Origin of the sequence: Leifsonia sp. NPDC080035 (assembly GCF_040050925.1) — a bacterium.
GTDB lineage: Bacteria > Actinomycetota > Actinomycetes > Actinomycetales > Microbacteriaceae > Leifsonia.
This window is the reverse complement of the sequence record NZ_CP157390.1, coordinates 2,176,896-2,196,346: the sequence shown is the minus strand read 5'-3', so window position 1 is coordinate 2,196,346 and position 19,451 is coordinate 2,176,896. Positions and strand designations below refer to the sequence as shown.

The window sequence follows — 19,451 nt, the reverse complement described above, 5'->3', positions numbered from 1 at the left end:
ACAAACTAATCGATCCGATTCGAACAGATACAGACACGAAACGTACCAGGGAGGCACCGGTGCCGAACCATGCACGGCCGGAGACGGCAGCGGATTCCGACCGTGACGACGCGTTCTCGCGCGTGAGCGCGCACACCGCTCCGCCGGCCGGGACCGAGGCGGTTGCGGCGGCGTTCGCGGGGCCGCTGTCCGAACACTGGGGCGACGGGATGCGCGAGCCGGCACTGCGGGCGGGGTTCGCCTCCACCGGCTCCGACGGGCTGCGGCGTCGCAGCGGCATCCCCGAGGCCGGGGACCGCGCCGTCTGGGATGCGGCGGACCCGGTCACGATCGATCGGCTGCGGGTGGACGCCGAGGCGGAGCGCGGCCTCCCTTGGGCCGACGTGACCGCGTCCCTGTTCGCCCGGTACGTGCGCGACGGCGACCGGGAGCACTACGAGGCCGCGGTGTACGCGCGCCAGCACCGGTTCACGCGGGCCGTCGTGCTCGCGGCGGCGACGCGCACCGACGAGTGGATGGACGAGGCCGCCGACGGGGCCGTCGTGCTCTGCGAGCAGAGCACGTGGTCGCTGTCCGCGCACGACGACGCCAACGCGCGGCGCGGGTTCGTCGTTCCGGACGCGGCATCCCCGTACGTCGATCTCTGGGCCGGGGAGATCGTCGCGCAGCTGGCGGTGGCCGACCGGGTGATCGGCGCGGACTGGGAGCGCCGCTGGCCCGGCGTGCGCGAGCGCATCCGGCACGAGGCCGAGCTGCGCGTCTTCACGCCGTTCGAGACGCGCGACGACTTCTGGTGGCTCGGCTACTGGCGCGAGGTCAACAACTGGAACCCGTGGATCCTGAGCAACGTCCTGCTGGCGGCGGTCCTGCTGCTCGACGACCCGGAGCGCATCGCACGGATCACCGCGCGGGCGCTCGACAGCCTCGACCGCTACGTGGCGACGCTTCCCGCCGACGGCGCGATCGACGAGGGCGTCGCCTACTGGTGGAACGGCGCCGGGCGGATGCTCGAACTGCTCGCCCTCGTCTCCCAGCTGACCGACGGCGGGCTCGAGGCGGCATCCCTGCCGCTCGTCGCAGAGGTGCTGCGCTTCCCGATGCGGATGCAGCTCGGCGGCGACTGGTACGTCAACGTCGCCGACGGGCCCGCGCGCAGCCGTGGCGGGGAGCCGTGGCAGCTGCCGTTCCGGTGGGGCCTGCGGACCGGGGACGGCCGGGTCGCCGACTGGGCGCGCGGCGCCAGGCGGCCGGGGCGCCCCCTGGCGTCGGTGGCGGGCGGGCTGCCACGGTTCGTCCGCGCGCTCGCGGACCCCGAGTGGCGGGATGCGACGCCGGCCGACCCTCCGCTCCCGGCGTCCGTGTGGCTGCCGTCCGTGCAGCTGCTGGTCTGCCGCTCGCGGGCGGGCGACGCGTCCGGGCTCGCCCTGGCGGCGAAGGGCGGCACCAACGACGAGAACCACAACCACAAAGACCTCGGCTCCTTCATCGTCGCGGCGGGCGGCCGGCCGCTGCTCGTCGACATCGGCAAGCCCACGTACACGCGCCAGACGTTCAGCGCCGAGCGCTACCGGATCCGGGCGATGCAGAGCGGCTGGCACAACGCACCCGCGCCGCACGGGCTCGAACAGGGCGAGGGGCCGGACTTCGTGGCCCGCGTCTTGCGTGCGCCGGCCGCGGATGAGCCGATCGAGCTCTCCCTCGACCTGGCCGGGGCGTATCCCCTCGCGGCGGACGAGGAGTGGACGCGGTCGTTCCGGCTCGCGCGCTCCGGGCGGATCGAGATCACCGACACCTGGCGGCTGAGGTCGAGCGCGGCGGGGGCGGGCGCCGCCACGCCTGCCGCCGTCCTGCACCTCGTCGCCGCGGGCGAGGTGCGTGTCTGGGGCGGGCGCGTGCTCGTGACCGCCGACGGTCACAGCATCGCCATCGACGCCCAGGGGATCGTGCCCACCGTCGAGGAGTGGCGGCTGGACGACCCCGAGCTCTCCGGTGTGTGGGGCGACACCCTCACCCGCCTCGGCTACGCACTGCCGGACGCGTCCGGGAGCATCACAACGACGATCGAGGAGGCCCGATGAGCGGACGCGAACCGCTGTACTCCGTGCAGCGCCGGGAGCGCATCATGGACGAGCTGCGCGAGCACGGTGCGGTGAGCGTCAGCGCGCTCGCCGCTCAGCTCGGCGTCAGCGAGCTGACGGTGCGCCGCGACATCAACACGCTGGCGCAGCAGGGGCTGGTCACCCGCGTCCACGGCGGCGCCACCCTCCGCAGTTCGCTCGACACTGGCGTCCGCTCGGCGGCGGCGCCGCTGCCCGCCAAGTACACGATCGGGATGGTCGTGCCCTCGCTCGACTACTACTGGCCGCCGATCGTGCACGGCGCCCGCGCGCAGGCGGCGCAGCTGCGGGCATCCCTGCTGCTGCGCGCATCCACCTACGACTCCCGCGACAACCGCCGGCAGGTGGAGGCGCTGCTGAAGACCCCGGGACTACACGGGCTGATCGTGGCGCCGGACACCCTCGGCGACGACGCGATCGAGACACTGCGCTGGCTCGACTCGCTGCCGGTGCCGGTCGTGCTCGCCGAGCGGCGCGTGCGCACGGCCGCCGCCGCCAGGCGGCTGGACTCGGTCGCCTCCGACCACACCGCCGGCGCCGCGCTCGCGGTCCACCACCTGCACGAGGTCGGCCACACCCGCATCGGGCTCTTCATCGAGAGCGAGAACCCCACCGGCCGCTACGTGCGCCGGGGCTGGAGCTCCGCGCTCGAATCGCTCGGGCTGCCGACCGACGTCGCGATGCTGCACGGCATCCGCTTCGACGCGCCGGGACGGGAGGAGGCGATGGACGACGCGCTCGCGCTCCTGAAGAGCACCCGCACGACCGCCGTGATCGTGCTCCCCGACCCGCAGGCGATCGCGCTGGAGCAGCACGCGCTCGACCGCGGCGTCCGGGTGCCGCACGACCTCGCGATCGTCGCCTACGACGACGACGTCGCCCGGTTCGGCGACCCCGCGATCACCGCGGTACGACCGCCGAAGGAGTTCGTCGGCCGCGAGGCCGTCAACCTGCTGATCGCCCGGCTGGAGGCGGGGAGCAGCCGGCCGGCCTACCGGGTGACGCTCAGCCCGGAGCTGCACGTGCGCCAGTCGACGCTGCCCGCGTCGATCCCGGCCGCCACCACCATGGACGAAGGAGACCAGACCGCATGACGTTCGACCCCGCCCGCATCGACCTGCCCCCGGAGGACCGGACGCTCTCGCCGTACACCGGGTGGACGCGCGGGCACTGGGAGGCGGTGGCCGACCACCTGCTGCTCTCGCTCCGGCCCTACTTCTCCGCCTCGCGCAGCCGGGTGCTGCTGCCGGGCATCACCAGCTCGCACGGCTCCGACAGCGACGGGCTGGAGGGCTTCGCGCGGTCGTTCCTGCTGTACTCCTTCCGCACCCGCGGCGAGCGCGGCGACGACCCGCACGAGTTCACGCAGTGGTACCGCGACGGCCTCGCGGCGGGCTGCGACCCGGCGAACCCTGAGCGCTGGCCGCTGCCGAGCCGGGTGGGCCAGGCCAAGGTGGAGGCTGCATCCATCGCGCTCGGCCTGCAGCTGACCCGGCCGTGGCTGTGGGACACGCTGTCCGTGGAGGAGCAGCGGAACGTCGCCGCCTGGCTCGCCGACGCCCCCGGCGGCTGGTACCCGGACAACAACTGGCTGTGGTTCCGGATCACGGTGGAGACGTTCCTGGCGTCGGTGGACGGCCCGCACGACCCCGAGCGGATCGCGGCCGACCTCGCGACGATCGAGTCCTACTTCCGCACAGACGGCTGGTATGCCGACGGCCCGCTGCGCGCCTTCGACTACTACTGCGGCTGGGCGATGCAGCTCTACCCGCTGCTCTGGACCGCGTCCGAGGGCGCCGACCGGTTCGGCGCCTCCACGCTGGAGCCGGTGTTCCGCGGCCGGCTGGAGCGCTTCCTCGACGACCACGTCGCGCTGATCGGCGCCAACGGGATCCCGGTGCTGCAGGGCCGCAGCCTGATCTACCGCTTCGCCGCTGCCGCTCCGCTGTGGATGGGCGCGATCACGGGCGCGACCCGGGTGCCGATGGGCACGGTGCGGCGCGGCGCCTCCGGGATGCTGAAGGCGTTCCTCGATCGCGGCGCGGTCGATACGCGCGGCCTGCTGTCGGTCGGCCTGTTCGGCGAGTGGCCGGCGATGGCGCAGGCGTACTCCGGGTCCGGCTCGCCGTACTGGGCCTCGAAGGGCTTCCTCGGACTCGCGCTCCCCGCCGACCACGAGGTCTGGACGGCGACCGAGGCACCGCTGCCCGTCGAGCGCGGCGACGTGCGCCGCCTGATCCGGGCGGCCGGCTGGATCGTGAGCGGCACCGTCGCGGACGGCGTCGTCCGGCTCGTGAACCACGGCGCCGACCACGGCCTGCCCGGCGCGTTCACGGCGGACTCGCCGCTGTACGCGCGCCTCGGCTACTCGTCGGCGACCCTCCCGCCGCTGACCGGAGCGACGGTCGACTCGCCGGTGGACAGTTCGATCGGCGCGATCGACGCCGAGGGGCGCACGACCAACCGGTCCGGGTTCGAGACGGACGTCGTCGGCGACGACGGGATCGCCGCCTTCGCCACCTCCACCGGCCGCACGCACTGGGTGGACACCTCCGGGGACGACAGCGCCGACCACGGCTCCGGGCGCAGCGGGCGGGTGACGGACGGGCCGGTGCTGCGCACCGCATCCATCGTGCGCGGACCGTGGGAGGTGCGCGTGACACGGCGGCTGGCGGACGACGAGGCCGGTGCCGGTGTGCCCGTGCCGCTGCGGGCGAGCGGCTGGCCGCTGACCGGAGCCGGTCCCGCGGCGGTGGCCGACGCGCCGGATGCCGGGATGGGGCTGCTGGAGCTGGACGGCACGTTCACCGGGCTGTTCGTGCTGGCGGGCGACGGACGCGTGCGCGTCCACGAGGAGCGCGGCACCTCGCCGATCGGGGAGGTGACCAGCGTCCCGTGGGCGGAGTTCGACGGGGTCGGGGTGGACGACGTGGTCGCGGTGGCGGTGCACCTCGGGCGGATCGTGCCCACCGGCGCGCCGTCCGTCGAGATCGTGCGCACCGTCGGCGGCGGGGCGACCGCCCTCGTGCGCTGGGCCGACGGGGCCGTGACCAGCGTGGCGGTCTGAGCCGCGAACCGCTCCTCCACATTTGCGCCAAATGTGTGTCGAGCGCACGTCGGAGCCACGATTTGGCGCAAATGTAACGAGAGCGCGCCGCGGCGAAGGTGCGCGGTCAGTCGGCGGCGTGGCGGCCGCGGGGACGCTGCTGCGCGGCGAGGCGGCCGTCGTGCAGCTCGACGACGCGGTCGGCCCTGGCCATCAACAGCGGATCGTGCGTCGTCACGACCGCCGCGACGCCGCTGCCGTGCACCAGCTCGACCAGCAGGTCCATGATGGCGCGGCCGGTCACACTGTCGAGCTGGCCGGTCGGCTCGTCGGCGAACAGCAGCGGCGGGTCGGCGGCGAGCGCCCGGGCGATCCCGACCCGCTGCTGCTGGCCTCCGGAGAGCTCCGTGGGCCGCTGCTTGGCGTGCGCGGCGAGGCCGACGCGATCGAGCAGTTCGGCGACCCGCGCATCCCGCTCGGCCGGAGGGGTTTCCAGCAGCCGCAGCGGGAGCTCGACGTTCTCGGCGGCGGACAGCACGGGGATCAGGCCGAACGCCTGGAAGACGACGCCCGTGCTGCGGCGGCGCAGCCGCACAAGCTCGGCCTCGTCCGCGGTGGTCAGGTCGACGCCGTCGAGCACGACCCGGCCGGTTGTCGGCCTGTCGAGGCCGCTCAGCACGTTCAGCAGCGTCGTCTTCCCGGACCCGGAGCGGCCCTTCACGACGACGAGCTCGCCGGGATGCACGGCGAGGGTCGCCTCGGCGAGCGCGACCACCGGTCCGGCGTCGGTCTCGAACACACGGCCGACGCCCTCCGCGGAAAGGATCGGCTGCGCCTGCCCGGCGTCGTCGCGTTCCAGGATGCTCTCAGCGGTCGTCATCGGCGTCGTCCTCCCCCGCGGCGTGCGGCCACACGCCGACATGATCGGTCTCGAGCGCGAGCCGCACGCGCTCGCGCATCCCCAGCGTCGTCAGGTACTCCTGCGGCAGCTGCAGCCGGCCCACCCGGTCGAGCACCGCGAACTCCTCGGCCACGATGTGCTCGTCGCCGTCCGCCGTGACCCCCGTGCGGCGCAGCACCTCGGTGGAGGTGCGGCCGTCGCGGATCTGCACGGTGCGGGCGACGTGGTCGGAGACGGCGGGGTCGTGCGTGACGATCAGCGTCGTCACGCCGAGCTCCCTGTTGACGCCGCGCATCGCCTCCAGCACCTCGGCGCTGGTCGCCTCGTCCAGCTCGCCGGTCGGCTCGTCGGCGAGCAGCACGCGCGGGTCGTTGGCGAGCCCGACTGCGATCGCGACGCGCTGCTGCTCGCCGCCGCTCATCTCGGTGGGCCGGCGGTCGGCGCAGTGCGACACCTCGAGCAGGTCGAGCAGCTCGCCGGAGCGGCGCTCCCGGTCAGGGGTGCGGGCGAGGGACATGGTGAGCGCGATGTTCTCGCGGGCGGTCAGGTAGCCGAGCAGGTTGCGCGAGGTCTGCTGCCAGACGAAGCCGACGGTGTGCCGCCGGTAGTCGACCCGCTCCCGGTTGGAGAGCGCGAGCAGGTCGCGGCCGGCGACGGACACCTGGCCGGCGGTCGGCTTGTCGAGCCCGGACAGGATGCCGAGCAGCGTCGACTTGCCCGACCCGGAGGCGCCGACGATGGCGACGAGCTCGCCCGCATCCACCCGCAGCGTCAGGCCCTGCAGGGCCTGCACCTCCACGCCGTCCGCGGTGAAGATGCGCACCAGGTCGGCGCAGCGGATCGACGCGTCGGCGCGGGCATTCTCGGTCACGGCACTCATTCTTCCCTCATCCCCCTCCGGTGGTCCTCAACACGGCGGCGGGCGATGCGCGCCGTGCACCCGCGAGCGCCGCCAGGGTCGCGACGGCGGCCACGGCGGCGAAGCCGGCGAGCGCGGCGAGGATCAACCACGGATCCCGGACGATCTCCGGCTGCACCGGGCTGCCGGTGAAGCCGCGCAGGTCGAGCGGGCCGAGCACGACGCCCGGCAGCAGCAGTCCCACCACGGCCCCGGCGATCAGCCCGACCACCAGCACGGGTCCCAGCTCCCAGGCGAGGACGCCGGCGGTCTGCCGCGAGCTGAACCCGATGGTACGCAGGGTGGCGACGAGCCGGATGCGCGCCGCGGTGTTCATCACCAGCGTGAGCAGCAGCGCGCCGATGCAGAGCAGCGCGGTGAGCGCGATGGACAGCAGGGCCACGCTCTCGGTCCCGGCGACGAGCGGGGACGCGCGCAGGGCGGCACGTTCGGCGATCGCATCGCCCACGGTCGCGCCGGCACCGCCGATGCGGGCCAGCTCGGCGTGCACGCGCTGCGCATCCGCCCCGGGAGCGAGCGAGACGAGCACCGTCTGCGGCGTGCCGGTGACCTCGCTGGACGCCGGCAGCGTCGTGCGGTCGATGATGACCCAGGTGCTGTCGCGCAGGTACAGGCCGGGGGTGAAGTCGAGCTCGGTCACGCCGAGATGCACGTTGGTGCCCTGGGAGACGATGAGGGCGCTGGTGACCGGGATACGGCTGTCCCAGCCGCCGAGGATCGCGCCGGTGCGGCCGGTGATCACATCGGTCAGCGGCGTCGACATCCTTGCCGACGGCGGCAGGTCCTGCTGCACGGCGTCCAGCTGGCGCGGGTCGACCAGGTAGCCGGAGACGAACTCGGTGCGCCCGGACACGCTGACGCCGACACCACCGGCGAACTCGACGGTGGCCGTGCGGTCGACGCCGGGGATGCGCCCGATCTGCGTGACCTGATCCGCGGTCAGGGTGGACGCGGCCGTCACCGACAGGTCGGCACCGACGCGGGCGCGCGCTCCCCCGTCCAGCCCGGAGCGCTCGGTGGAGAGCACGCTCACCGAGAACAGCGCGATGCTGACGCCGGCGATGAGCGCGAACACCGGCCACAGCACGCCCGCGTGCGACCCGCGCGCACCGGACGCGCCGAGCAGGGCGACGGCGCCCCGACCGCGGCGGAACACGCCGGCGAGCCAGCCGAGCGGCACGACGGTGACGCGCAGCACGAGCACGCAGGCGGCCAGCGCGACGAGGACAGGCGTCAGGGCCGCGAGCGGGTCGACGCCGAGGCCGGTCCCCGCGGGCTCCAGCCCCCTGCGGCTCAGCAGGACGACGCTGAGCACCGCCAGCCCGACCACCACGACCTCCGCCACCCACGCCCAGCGCGGGCGCGTCGCCCGTGCGACCGATGGCGTCAGGCTGCCCGCCGCGAGCACCAGCGCGAGCGGGGGCAGCACGGCGCAGAGCACCGCGAGCAGAACCGGCACCGCCAGCGGCACGGCGCCGGGCGTGACAGCGACAGCGATCCCGAGGCCGAGGGCGGCGGCCGGGACGGAGGCGATCGCCGCATCCATCGCAAGACTCGACCGCAGTCGCGCGGGAGAGGCGCCCCGCGCGGCCATCAGCAGCAGCGCATCCCGCCGCCGAGCCACCACGAGACGCGCGCCGAGCGCGAGCACGGTGAGCGCGACCACCAGCGGACCGGCGGCAAGGATGGCGAAGAGCGTGTTCGCGGGCTGGGCGCGCGCCTGGAAGTCGTCGAGCGGCCGCTGCAGACTGGTGGCGAACGTGAGCGGCACCGCGATGCCGCCGACCGTCGCCGCGGGCGGCGACGCCAGGTAGTTGCCGAGCGCGGCGCGGGCCGCGGGCAGCCCCTCCACCGTGAAACGTTCCGGGACGACCGGGTACCAGATGGCCGCTGAGGTCTCGTCCGCGTGGGCGGCGAGCACCGGCCAGGACGCGGGGTCGAGCCACACCACGGCGCCGAAGTCCTTCCCGGAGTCGCCGCCGTCCACGTAGTGGCCCTTCGCGCGCACCGGATCGAGGTCCCAGAAGTCCGCGGAGGGATCGCGCGGCTCGACGATGCCCGTCAGCTTCAGACGCACGCCGTCGGCGATGCCGGCGCGTCGCTCCTGCCCGAGCGTCCAGGCGAACAGCTTCGCTGCCTCGCGCGTCATCACAACCGGCACGACGGCGTCCGGCCTGAGCGGCGACGCGATCGGCCCCGGCCACTCGCCGTCGACGAGCCGCGCCGCCGAGCGGAGCCCGCGATACGCCTCCATGACGGCGGAGTACCGGCTGTTGCCCGCGGCCCCGGCCGGCGGAGCGATGCCCGCTGCCGCTCGCGCCGCGACGTCGCCGTCGGTGGTCACGGCGCGCAGCGGCGGCCGCATCCGCTCGCGCGCGGCGACGGCGGTGGCCGGCAGTGCGTTCCACACGGCGACGGGTTCGAGCACCGGCCCGAAGCCGGAGTTGCTCGCCTGGATGGCGGTGCTGAAGTCCCGGCCGCCCGCTCCCGCCTCCACCAGCTCGTGCCGGAGCTCGGCCGTCAGCAGCGAACTCGCGATCCGCGGCCAGGCGCAGAGCGCGGTGGAGGTGATCAGGGCGACGACGGCGAGGAGCAGCAGGCCGCCCCGGAACGCGCGCAGCGACCGGGCGGCGAGGCCGGCATCGGAGAGCCGGGACGTGCGGGCGCTCACCGGGTCTCCTCCCGGTAGGCGGTGTCGGCGGCCTGTCTGCGCACCGCCGAGCCGTAGCCCCAGACGGCGACGGCGACGGCGGCTCCCAGGGCGACGAGGCCGACCGCCATGCCGACCGGATCCACCGTTCCCCGCACGGACAGCGTGGCGGGCGCGGTGACCACCGAGAGTCTGGCCAGGGTGTTGCCGACGAGCAGCACGACCACGACGCCGCCGAGCAGCCCGAAGACGCCGGCGGCGACGGAGACCCCGACGACCTCGAGGCGCCGGGCCCCGGCCTGCTGACGACCCGAGAGACCGACCGCGCGCAGCACGATCACCTCGCCGCGGCGGCGCCGCAGGGCCGCGGCGATGGCCGCCGTGATGGCGGCGACCGCCAGCAGCGCGCATCCCGCCGCACCGAGCCAGGTGCTGATGACGGCGCCGGAGAGGAAGCGCGAGACGAAGGCGCCGGACGCGGTGCTGACGACGGCATCGGGCCCGGCGGAAGCGCGCGCCGCCCCCGCGATCGCGTCCGTGTCGTCGCCGGTCAGCAGCACGGCGGACGCCCGCGTGACGGACGGCGTCGTGTGCAGCAACTGCTCGCCGAGCGCGGGCAGGTCGGCGAACACGGCGCGTTCGGACGAGGTGCCGGGCAGGGCGGGGACGATGTCGGAGACGACGGCGGACAGCGAGCCGATCGGGCCGCTCAGCTCGATGCGCTGGCCGAGCTCGAGCGCATCGTCGGCCGCGAGAGCGCCCGTGATGGCGACGGGCACAGCCGCGGCGGAGGCCTTCGGAAGGAACCGGACCGACGCATTCCCGTCGAGGTATGCGGCGGTCGCGCCGAGCGGGGCGACGGCGCGGAAGGTGCCGGCCGAACCGAACGCGGCGGGAGCGAGGGCCCAGGAGGCGGCGGCCGAGGGGAGACCGGCGACCCGGACCTCCACGTTCGCGGCCCCATCCGTCACCGAGGCGACGGCGACGTCGGCGGCGACCAACCGCCACGACCCGCCCGAGGGCACGCGGATGCCGACGGCGCCGGCCGCGGAGGGCGCCGCGCTCACCGGCACGACCTCGCCCGCCGTGTTCGCGAACCAGAGCGTCGCGCCGGTCACCTCGGCCGCGCCTGCCGAGGCCGTCAGCGCGACGGTGGCGTTCACGGTCCCCGTGACGCGGGGGCCGGCCAGCGCATCCTTCACGGCCACCCGGGAGGCGAGCCGCTGCGTGTCGAGCAGATACCCGCCGACCGGCACCAGCGCGGGCAGCCTGGCGGCGTCCGCGGCGACGACCGTCACATCGGTGTCGCCCACCGTGCCGTCGTCGACGATCGCGGGCGAGGATGCGGTGACGCCCGAAGCATGGCTCAGCGACTCCGCCCCCGAGACGTCCTCCGCGCCGCGCGGGCTGCCGCCGACACCGAGGTCGACCCGGACCGCAGCGCCGTTCACGAGCAGTGCGGAGTCGCGCAGGAAGCCGCCGAACGTCCCCGCGTAGCCGGCGGCGAAGGTGATCGCGCCGACCGCGAGCACGATGAGGGCGACGGGACCGGCGAACAGCGCGACGCCGCGGCCGACCTGGCGCGCCGGGAGCACCCCCGCGACGCCGCGCCCGCGGCCCGCGACGCGCTCGACGGCGGCCGAGGCCGGGCCGAACAGCAGCAGGCCGAGCAGGGCGATGGCGCACAGCACCGCCGCGGGAGCGACGACCCCGGCCGGGTCGACGGCGGTGCCCCCTGCGGCCGGGCCGAACGCGACGAAGCGCCACAGCGTCACGCCGGCGGCGATGACCGCGAGCACGGTGAGGCCGCCCGAGACGACGGTGCGGCCGCGCCCCGCCTCCACCGCACCGGGCGCGTCCGTGATCGAGCGCGCGGAGACGGCGACCGTGAGCGTCGCCGTGCCGACCGCCGCGGCGAGGACCAGGAGCGGCGGGAGCAGCACATCCAGGACCCCGGAGGGCGGGCCGACCAGGAGGGACAGCACGGCCTGGGCCACCCCCGAGCCGACGACGACGGCCGCGATCGCGACGACGCCGGACTCGGCCGCAGTCGCCAGGGCCAGAGCCGGGACGGTGACGCCGCGGGAGCGGAGCAGTCGCGTCTCCACGCGCCGCGCGGCCGCCAGCAGCTGGACGAGCAGCACCAGGGCGATCACCGAGCAGACGGCGAGCACCGCGAGCGGGACGGGGATGACCGCCTGCAGGGCCAGCACGGAACGCTGCATGGCCGTGGCGGTCGCGGCGGCGCCGCCGGTGGCCGAGAACGGACTGCTGCCGGCCACCGCGTCCTCGCTGAGCGCGTCGCGGACCGTCGTGAGCCCCTGGTGCAGGCGCGGCAGCTGGGCGGCCGTCAGCCGGCCCGCGTCCGGGGCCAGCGTCCACTGGGCGGTGATGCCGTCCCCGGCGGCGTCGGCCACTCGCCGGTCGGCGATGACGCGACCGTCGGTCGCACCGATCCCGCTCGTGACGCCGAGCCAGGCCGGCGCCGCCGCATCCCGCGGCCGCCAGACGCCGGAGACGGTCACCCGGACGGGTCCGGAGGCGGCCCGGAACGTGAGCGCATCCCCCGCTTTCAGCGTGTGCGCGCGGGCGAAGGCGGCGTCGACGGCCGCCTCGCCCGCCCCCGGCGCCCTGCCCGAGACGAAGCGGACCCGATCCTCGAGCGCGCGGTCGGAGACCAGCAGCAGGGCGGACCCGCCGCCGGAGACGGCCGCGGACGGCACGAACGAGACGGCATCGACATCCATCGGCGCCCCGCGGAACCGGGAGCCGATCACCGAGCGCACGGCGGCATCCTGCGCCTCGGCGTCGGAGGAGGCGGTCGCCTGCAGCGCGAGCGAGGTCACCGCCGCCGGTTCCTCCGCGAGCGTCGCGCGGACGGCCGCGTCCGGCGAGCGCAGCGCCAGACCTGCCATCACGCTCGCGAGGAACGCGACCACCACGACCACCAGCCCGGTCGCGGCCAGCGTGCCCGCCTGGGCGCGCGACCGGAGCAGCCAGAACGGGCGGACCGCTGCCCCCCGGTCCGGCTTTGCACGCATTCCCTCAACCTACTGGCACACGCGCGGAAATCCGCCCAGCCGGCACCCTCCGCCGACTGGGACATTTGTGCCACATCGTGGGAATCGCCGGCGCTTTCCCACGATGTGGCACAGATGTCGTCGCCGTCGGCGGCGGGACGGTCAGCGCGTCGCCGTGAGCAGCTCCGCGCCTCCGCGGTAACGTGCGCCCGCGTGGTTCTCCAGCAGCCGGGCGCGGCCTGCGCCGAACAGCCGCTCGCGCAGCGTGCCGGAGCGCTCGCCCTCCTGCGGGAACCGGCCCCGCCTGCGCAGCTCCGGGATGACCAGCTCGGCGAAGTCGCGTGCCGTGTCGAACGAGTGGTACTGGCGGAGGTTGATGCCGTCCAGCCCGTCCTCGTCGAGCCAGCGCTCGATCTCGTCGGCGACGGTCTTCGGGTCGCCGACAACGAGGAAGCGGTCGTCCCTGCTGTTCTTCACGAAGTCCAGCGCCTGCCCCACCGTCTTGTCCAGCGGCAGGAACGGCACCCGCTCCGGCGGGAACTCCGCCCGGGCGAGCGCCTCCCGCACCGTGATGTCGCGCGGGAACGCCGTCAAGTCGACGGGGAGGCTGCTGTGGGCGAGGATCCCGTCGAGGCTCGAGTGCTGCTGGTACAGCCGCCACTTGTCCTCCGCCTCCTCCTGCGTGCGGCCGACGATCACGCCCGCCATCGCGATGAAGCGGATGTCGTCGGCCTGCCTGCCCTGATCCACCGCCGCCCCGCGCATCCCGTCGGCCGCCGCGCGGAACTCCGCGCTCGTCCGGCCGCCGGTGAAGACGACCTCCGCGTGCCGGCCAGCGAACGCGATCCCGGCCGGAGAGCCGGTGGCCTGGAACAGCACGGGCGTGCGCTGCGGGGAGGGATGCACGATGTGCGGTCCGGCGACGCGGTGCCGCTCGCCGACGTGGTTGATGTAGCGCACCTTCTCCGGATCGGTGAAGACCCGGCGCTCACGGTCCGCGACCACCGCGTCGTCGTCCCAGGAGCCTTCCCACAGCTTGTAGAGCACATCCAGGTACTCCTCGGCCCTGCGGTAGCGCTCGTCGTGCGGCACCTCGTCGTCGAGCCCGAAGTTGCGGGCGGCGTTCGGCAGGTAGGAGGTGACGACGTTCCAGCCGATCCTGCCCTTCGTGAGGTGGTCGAGCGTCGACATGCGCCTGGCGAACGCGAACGGCGGCTCGTACGTGGTGGAGAACGTGACGCCGAAGCCGAGCCGGTCGGTCACGGCCGCCATCGCCGGGACGAGGAGCAACGGGTCGAGGTTCGGGCTCTGCAGCCCCTCCCGCAGCGCCGTCTCCGGACCCCCGCGGAAGACGTCGTACGCGCCGATCACGTCGGCGAGGAAGATGCCGTCGAAGCCGCCGTGCTCGAGCAGCTGCGCCAGCTCCAGCCAGTAGTCGATGTCGGCGAAGCGCTCCCGGTTGTTGCCGGGGAGCGGCCAGAGGCCGTGCGTGATGTGGCTCACGCACGCCATCTCGAAGAGGTTCACGAAGAGCTGCTTGCGCTCGGCCGTCATTTCTCGACGCCTTTCTGGATGGTGCGTGCGGCCGCGCCTTCTGAGGCGCCCGCCGGATCGAATTCGGGGATGGCCGCGATCAGGTCCCGAGTGTACGGGTGCTGCGGCCGCTCGAACACCGCCTCGGCGGTGCCCTCCTCCACGACCCGGCCGTCCTTCATCACGAGCACGCGGTCGCTCAGGTGGCTGATGACGCCGAGGTCGTGCGAGATGAAGAGGTACGCGACGCCGGACGCGCGCTGGAGGCCGACGAGCAGGTCGAGGATCTGGGCCTGGATGGTGACGTCGAGGGCGGAGACCGCCTCGTCCAGCACGATCACGTCGGGACGAGGCGCGAGGGCGCGCGCGATGGCGACGCGCTGCCGCTGGCCGCCGGAGAGCCGCAGCGGGAAGCGCGGCAGGGCCGACTCGGGAAGTCCCACCTGGCCGAGCAGCTCGCGCACCCGTGCGTCCCGCGCGGCCGCCGACCGGAAGCGCTCGCCGCGCAGGGCGTCCACGAGGATGCGCTCGACGGTCCAGCGCGGGTCGAACGAGCTCAGTGGGTCCTGGTAGACGACGGAGATGCGGCCGCGCAGTGCGCGGCGGCGGCGCTCCGGCAGGGCCGAGAACTCGTGCCCGAGGAGCGTCACGGTTCCGCCGTCCAGGCTCTCGAGCCCCAGCGCGAGCCGCGCGGTGGTGCTCTTGCCCGACCCGGACTCGCCGACGATGCCCAGCGTCTCCCCCGCGCGCAGCTCGAAGGACACGCCGTCGACGGCGCGGGTGACCGTGCCGTCCGCGGTGTGGAAACGCTTCTCGAGGTCGTGGCCGCTCAGGACCACGTCGCCGAGGGCGGGTCTCGGCGCAGGCTCCGGCGCTCCCGGAGTGAGCGCCCGGCCGCGCGTCGCCTCGCTCGGAACGGCGGCGATGAGAGCGCGCGTGTAGTCGTGCTGCGGATCCCCGAGCACCTCGGCGGACGGCCCCTGTTCCACCACCTCGCCGCCGCGCATCACGAGGATGTGGTCGGCGAGCCGGGCGACGACCGAGAGGTCGTGGCTGATCAGGATGAGCGACGCGCCCCGATCCTTCATCCCCTCCAGCTGCGCGAGCACCTGGGCCTGCACAGTGACGTCGAGCGCGGTCGTCGGCTCGTCGGCGATCACGATGTCGGGGTCGAGCGCGATGGCCGAGGCGATCAGCGCGCGCTGGCGGAGGCCGCCGGAGAGCTGGTCCGGCCGCTGCTTGGCGCGCTGCACGGGGAACGGGACGCCGACCCTCTTCAGCAGGTCGAGCACCCTCGCGGCGCGCGCCCGACGGTCGCCCCAGCCGTGCAGGCGGAGCGCCTCGGCGATCTCCCGACCGACGGGACGCAGCGGGTCGAGGGAGACCAGCGCATCCTGCAGCACGAAGCCGATGTCCCTGCCGCGCACCCGCCGCCACTGACGCGGACCGAACGCGAGGGCGTCCCGGTGATGGATGGTCAGCTCGTCCGCGTGCACGACGGCGTTCCTCCCGGCGAGACCGACGAGGCTCCGCGCCGTGACCGACTTGCCGGAGCCGGACTCGCCGACGATGGCGACGCACTCCCCCGGCAGCAGGTCGAAGCCGACGTCGTGCACGACGGGACGCAGCGCGCCGTCCACCCGGAAGCCGGTCCGCAGCCCGCGGACCCGCAGTCGCACCGCGGGGAAGTCGAGCTCGGCGACGTCCACATCCTCGGTCTCGGTGATCACGCTCATGAGCGCTCCCCTCTCTCCAGGCGGGCCTGGATGTGCCGCCCGATGGTGGTGGCCGCCAGCGCGACCGCGACGATGACGAGTCCAGGGATGACGACGAGCCACCAGGCCGTCGTCAGGTACGCGCGGCCCGCGTCGAGCAGCGCGCCCCACTCCGACGCGGGCGGCGCGACACCGAGACCGAGGAACGACAGGCTCGACGCCCAGACGATCGACTGGCCGATCGAGAGCGCGAACACGGCGACGAGCGGACGCAGCGCGTTCGGCAGGATGTGCGCGCGCACGATCCGCCAGCGCGAGTGCCCGAGCGCGGTCGCCGCCTCCACGTATCCCGAGTTCTTCGCGCCGAGGATCTGGCCACGGATCATCCGCGCGTACCCCGGAGCCGTTCCGATGCCGACCGCGAGCACCTGCGTCGCGGCACTCGGGCCGGCGATCGCGATGAGCAGCAGCGCGAGCAGCAGGGCCGGGAAGGCGAACAGGATCTCGACGAACCGGTCGATCACCGCGGCGACCGGCCGGACGCCGAGCGCGGCGAGCGTGCCGAGCACGAGCGCCAGCCCGACGCCGACCGCGGCCGCACCGAGCCCGATGGTGAGCGAGTCCCGCGCGCCGTAGACGACGCGGGTGTAGAGGTCGCGGCCCGACTCGTCGGTGCCGAAGGGATGCGCCCAGCTCGGCGCCTGCAGCGACGCCGCGTAGTCGGTCGCGGTCGGCGAGTGCACGGTGAGCAGCTGGGGCGCGATGACGGCGATCGCGAGCAGCACGGCGAAGGCGATCGCGGCGTAGAGGCCCCAGGGGGCGCGGGACAGACGCTCGCCCGCGGTGGGCCGGACGGGGGTGGTGGCGACGGCGGTCATGACAGCTCCAGCCGGGGGTCGACGACGGTGTAGACGACGTCCACGATGAGGTTCGCGACCACGTAGACGACCGCGACGAGGGTGACGATGCCGGTGACCACCGGCAGGTCCTGGGAGTTGACGGCGGCGACCAGCACCGATCCGATCCCGGGCCGGGAGAAGATCGACTCCACGATCACCGCACCGGAGAGGGTCGCGCCGAGCGCCCACCCCGAGAGCGTGACCGCGGGGATGACCGCGTGGCGGAGCACGTGCGTCAGGCGGATGCCCCACTCGCCCATCCCCCGCATCCGCGCCGACAGCACGAACGGCGCCTCGAGCGCGCGCTCGAACTCGGCGCGCACGCTCTGCGCCATGAACCCGGCGAGCGGGATCGCGAGGGTCAGCGCCGGCAGGACGATGCCGACGGGCGCGGTGCCGGAGATGATCGGGAACCAGCGCAGGCCGAGCCCGAACACGAGGAGCAGGATGATGCCGAGCCAGTAGGCGGGCAGCCCTGCGGTCACGACGTCCACCGTCGAGCCGAGGCCGCCGAGCCGGGGACCGCGCCCCGCCGTCAGCGTCACCCAGACCACCATGATCAGCCAGGCGAACAGGATGGCCGTGAGCGAGAGCGCGACGGTGCTGCCGAGCTGCTCGCCGATGACCTGGGTGACCGGGCGGAACTGCTGGTACGAGGTCCCGAAGTCGCCCGAGATCAGACCGCGCAGGTAGTCGACGTACTGCACGATCACCGGCTTGGTGAGGCCGTACTGGGCGTTGATCGCAGCCAGCTCCTCCGGCGTGCGCTGCTGCGCCTGACCGGCCCGGATGTTCAGGATGGTCGTCGCCCGGTCGCCGGGAAGCGCGAGCTGCGCGAAGAACGCGACCGTCGCCGCTCCCCACAGCACGACGAGCGCCGCGCCGACCTTCTTCAGCAGGGTCAGGCCGACGGCCCGAGCCCGGCGGGGACGGACGGAGGAGACGACCGCGGTCGCCGCCTCCGGCCGCTCCGCGACCGTGTCACTTGGTGAGATACGCGTCATAGAACGTCGGCCCTCCCTGTGCGTGCTCCTGCCAGACGTCGTGCAGCTTCGGCGAGACGGCGAGGGTGCTCAGCCGGTCGTAGACGCCGATCGAGAGGGCGTGCTCGGCGATGTAGTCCTGGGCCTTCTGGTAGGCCGCGTTCTGCGCGTCCACCGTGGTGGCCGAGTTGCCCTCGAGGATGTACTGCTCGAGCGTCGCGTCGTTGTAGAACGCGCTGTTCGAGTAGTTGGGGTGGTCGGCGGTGGACGGGCGCCAGTTGATGTAGAGGATGCCAGCGGTGACGCTGGTCCAGTACCCGGCCTGCAGGTCGTACGAGTCCGGCGTCGAGTACTTGCCGGAGAAGAACTCGCTCTGCGGCACCGGCACCAGCTTGACGTCGAAGCCGGCCTTCGCCGCCTGCTCCTTGACGCCCTGGAGGATGGCGGCGCCGTCGGCGTTGATGATCGAGCCCGCGCCGTAGGGCAGCGTGACGGTGAGCGTCGTGCCGCCCTTCTCACGGACGCCGGAGGCGTTCTTCCTCCAGCCCGCCGCATCCAGCAGGGCCGCCGACTTCTTCAGGTCCTGGCTGTAGAGCCCCGCCGCCTTCTCGCTGTAGCCCGGGGTCGCCTGGCTGACGCCGCCGTTGCCCTCGAACGGGATGACGCCGCGGCCGATCGTGTCGACGATCTGCTTGCGGTCGAGGCTGTACGCGAACGCCTGGCGCACGCGCTCGTCGGTGAACGGACCGACCGCGGTGTTGAACGAGATCTGCTGCGGACGGCCGGGCGTCACGTACTTCTCCAGCTGGTAGCCGCCGTTCTTCAGCACGCTCCACTGCACGGCAGGCACGTCGTAGATCGCATCCACCTGGCCGCCCTGCAGCGCGGCGACACGGGTGGTCGGGTCGGCGACGAACTTCCAGTCGATCTCGTCCACGTAGGCGGGCCCGGTGTGCTTGGCGTTGGCCGGCGGGGAGGTGTAGTCCTTGTTCTTCTTCAGGATGATGTCCTGCCCGCGGTTCCACTTCGACACCGTGAACGCGCCCGTGCCGATCGGCGCCTCGCAGTTCTGCGCCTGGGTCCGGGTCTGCAGCGCGTGCTGCGACTGGATGCCGAAGTAGCCCTGGCTGAGGTTGTCGGCCAGCCGCGGGTACGGCTTGGCGAGGTTCACCTGCAGGGTCTGGGCGTCGACGGCGACGGCGCTCTTGTAGTACCCGTCGAGCCACACCTTGGCGGTGCTGTTGCCGCCCTTCACCCAGTAGTCGAAGTTGTAGGCGACGGCCGCGGCCGTCAGCGGCGTGCCGTCGGTGAACTCGACGCCCTTCTTGAGCGTGAACGTCCAGGTCAGGCCGTCGGCCGACTGCTTCCACGCGGTGGCCAGCCACGGCACGACCGTGTGGTCGGCGTCGAGCGAGGTGAGGTTGTCGAGCACCTGGTACGAGAGGTAGGCCTGCTCGATCCAGCCGCCGAACACGCAGGCCGGCTCCTGCTGGTGGGCGTAGACGATGGTGCCGCCGTCGACCTTCTGGCCGGAACCGGAGGCCGCGGAGCCGCTCGCGCACGCCGACAGCGCGATGGCTCCGGTGAGCACGAGCGCCGCTGCGGCGAGGGGGCGGAGAGAACGGGAACGCATGAGGGACTCCTGGGATACGTCGATGGGGTGCGTCC

General features: G+C 73.8%; 12 protein-coding genes. 3 read left to right on the top strand and 9 right to left on the bottom strand.

Features of this window, described 5'->3' with window-relative positions:
- Positions 1 to 59: 59 nt before the first annotated feature.
- The 3 genes from AAME72_RS10805 to AAME72_RS10795 are packed head-to-tail and all read left to right on the top strand — an operon-like array spanning position 60 to position 5,184.
- The gene (locus AAME72_RS10805; protein WP_348786570.1) at positions 60 to 2,078 is read left to right on the top strand and encodes a heparinase II/III family protein; all 2,019 of its coding nucleotides are present in this window, start codon (positions 60 to 62) and stop codon (positions 2,076 to 2,078) included.
- A complete protein-coding gene (locus tag AAME72_RS10800) occupies positions 2,075 to 3,211 on the top strand; it encodes a substrate-binding domain-containing protein (protein ID WP_348786569.1) in 1,137 nt (378 codons plus the stop codon). The genes AAME72_RS10805 and AAME72_RS10800 overlap by 4 nt, the downstream gene beginning before the upstream one ends.
- Positions 3,208 to 5,184: a DUF2264 domain-containing protein gene (locus tag AAME72_RS10795; protein WP_348786568.1), complete on the top strand. Its 1,977-nt coding sequence runs from the start codon at positions 3,208 to 3,210 to the stop codon at positions 5,182 to 5,184. Before AAME72_RS10800 ends, AAME72_RS10795 begins: the two co-directional genes overlap by 4 nt.
- A gap of 106 nt (positions 5,185 to 5,290) precedes the next feature.
- On the opposite strand, the gene AAME72_RS10790 is transcribed toward AAME72_RS10795, so the two are convergent.
- From AAME72_RS10790 to AAME72_RS10750, 9 genes are all read right to left on the bottom strand, one after another.
- The gene (locus AAME72_RS10790) at positions 5,291 to 6,043 is read right to left on the bottom strand and encodes an ABC transporter ATP-binding protein (protein WP_348786567.1); all 753 of its coding nucleotides are present in this window, start codon (positions 6,041 to 6,043) and stop codon (positions 5,291 to 5,293) included.
- On the bottom strand, positions 6,030 to 6,935 hold the full coding sequence (locus AAME72_RS10785) for an ABC transporter ATP-binding protein (protein ID WP_348786566.1): 906 nt from the start codon (positions 6,933 to 6,935) through the stop codon (positions 6,030 to 6,032). The genes AAME72_RS10790 and AAME72_RS10785 overlap by 14 nt, the downstream gene beginning before the upstream one ends.
- Positions 6,936 to 6,951: 16 nt before the next feature.
- Entirely contained in the window at positions 6,952 to 9,654 is a 2,703-nt protein-coding gene (locus AAME72_RS10780) for an FtsX-like permease family protein (protein ID WP_348786565.1), read from the bottom strand.
- Entirely contained in the window at positions 9,651 to 12,674 is a 3,024-nt protein-coding gene (locus AAME72_RS10775; protein WP_348786564.1) for a hypothetical protein, read from the bottom strand. The genes AAME72_RS10780 and AAME72_RS10775 overlap by 4 nt, the downstream gene beginning before the upstream one ends.
- A gap of 141 nt (positions 12,675 to 12,815) precedes the next feature.
- Positions 12,816 to 14,207, bottom strand: a complete 1,392-nt coding sequence (locus AAME72_RS10770; protein WP_348786563.1) for an LLM class flavin-dependent oxidoreductase — start codon at positions 14,205 to 14,207, stop codon at positions 12,816 to 12,818.
- Positions 14,204 to 15,922 carry an ABC transporter ATP-binding protein gene (locus AAME72_RS10765; RefSeq protein ID WP_348786562.1) on the bottom strand — a complete coding sequence of 573 codons (1,719 nt, stop codon included), beginning with the start codon at positions 15,920 to 15,922 and terminating at the stop codon, positions 14,204 to 14,206. Before AAME72_RS10765 ends, AAME72_RS10770 begins: the two co-directional genes overlap by 4 nt.
- Positions 15,919 to 16,779 carry an ABC transporter permease gene (locus AAME72_RS10760; protein WP_348786561.1) on the bottom strand — a complete coding sequence of 287 codons (861 nt, stop codon included), beginning with the start codon at positions 16,777 to 16,779 and terminating at the stop codon, positions 15,919 to 15,921. The genes AAME72_RS10765 and AAME72_RS10760 overlap by 4 nt, the downstream gene beginning before the upstream one ends.
- Positions 16,776 to 17,804 (bottom strand): ABC transporter permease, encoded by a 1,029-nt coding sequence (locus AAME72_RS10755; protein ID WP_348786560.1) that lies wholly within the window; start codon positions 17,802 to 17,804, stop codon positions 16,776 to 16,778. The genes AAME72_RS10760 and AAME72_RS10755 overlap by 4 nt, the downstream gene beginning before the upstream one ends.
- Positions 17,782 to 19,416 carry an ABC transporter substrate-binding protein gene (locus AAME72_RS10750; RefSeq protein WP_348786559.1) on the bottom strand — a complete coding sequence of 545 codons (1,635 nt, stop codon included), beginning with the start codon at positions 19,414 to 19,416 and terminating at the stop codon, positions 17,782 to 17,784. The genes AAME72_RS10755 and AAME72_RS10750 overlap by 23 nt, the downstream gene beginning before the upstream one ends.
- Between the last annotated feature and the right edge of the window lie 35 nt (positions 19,417 to 19,451).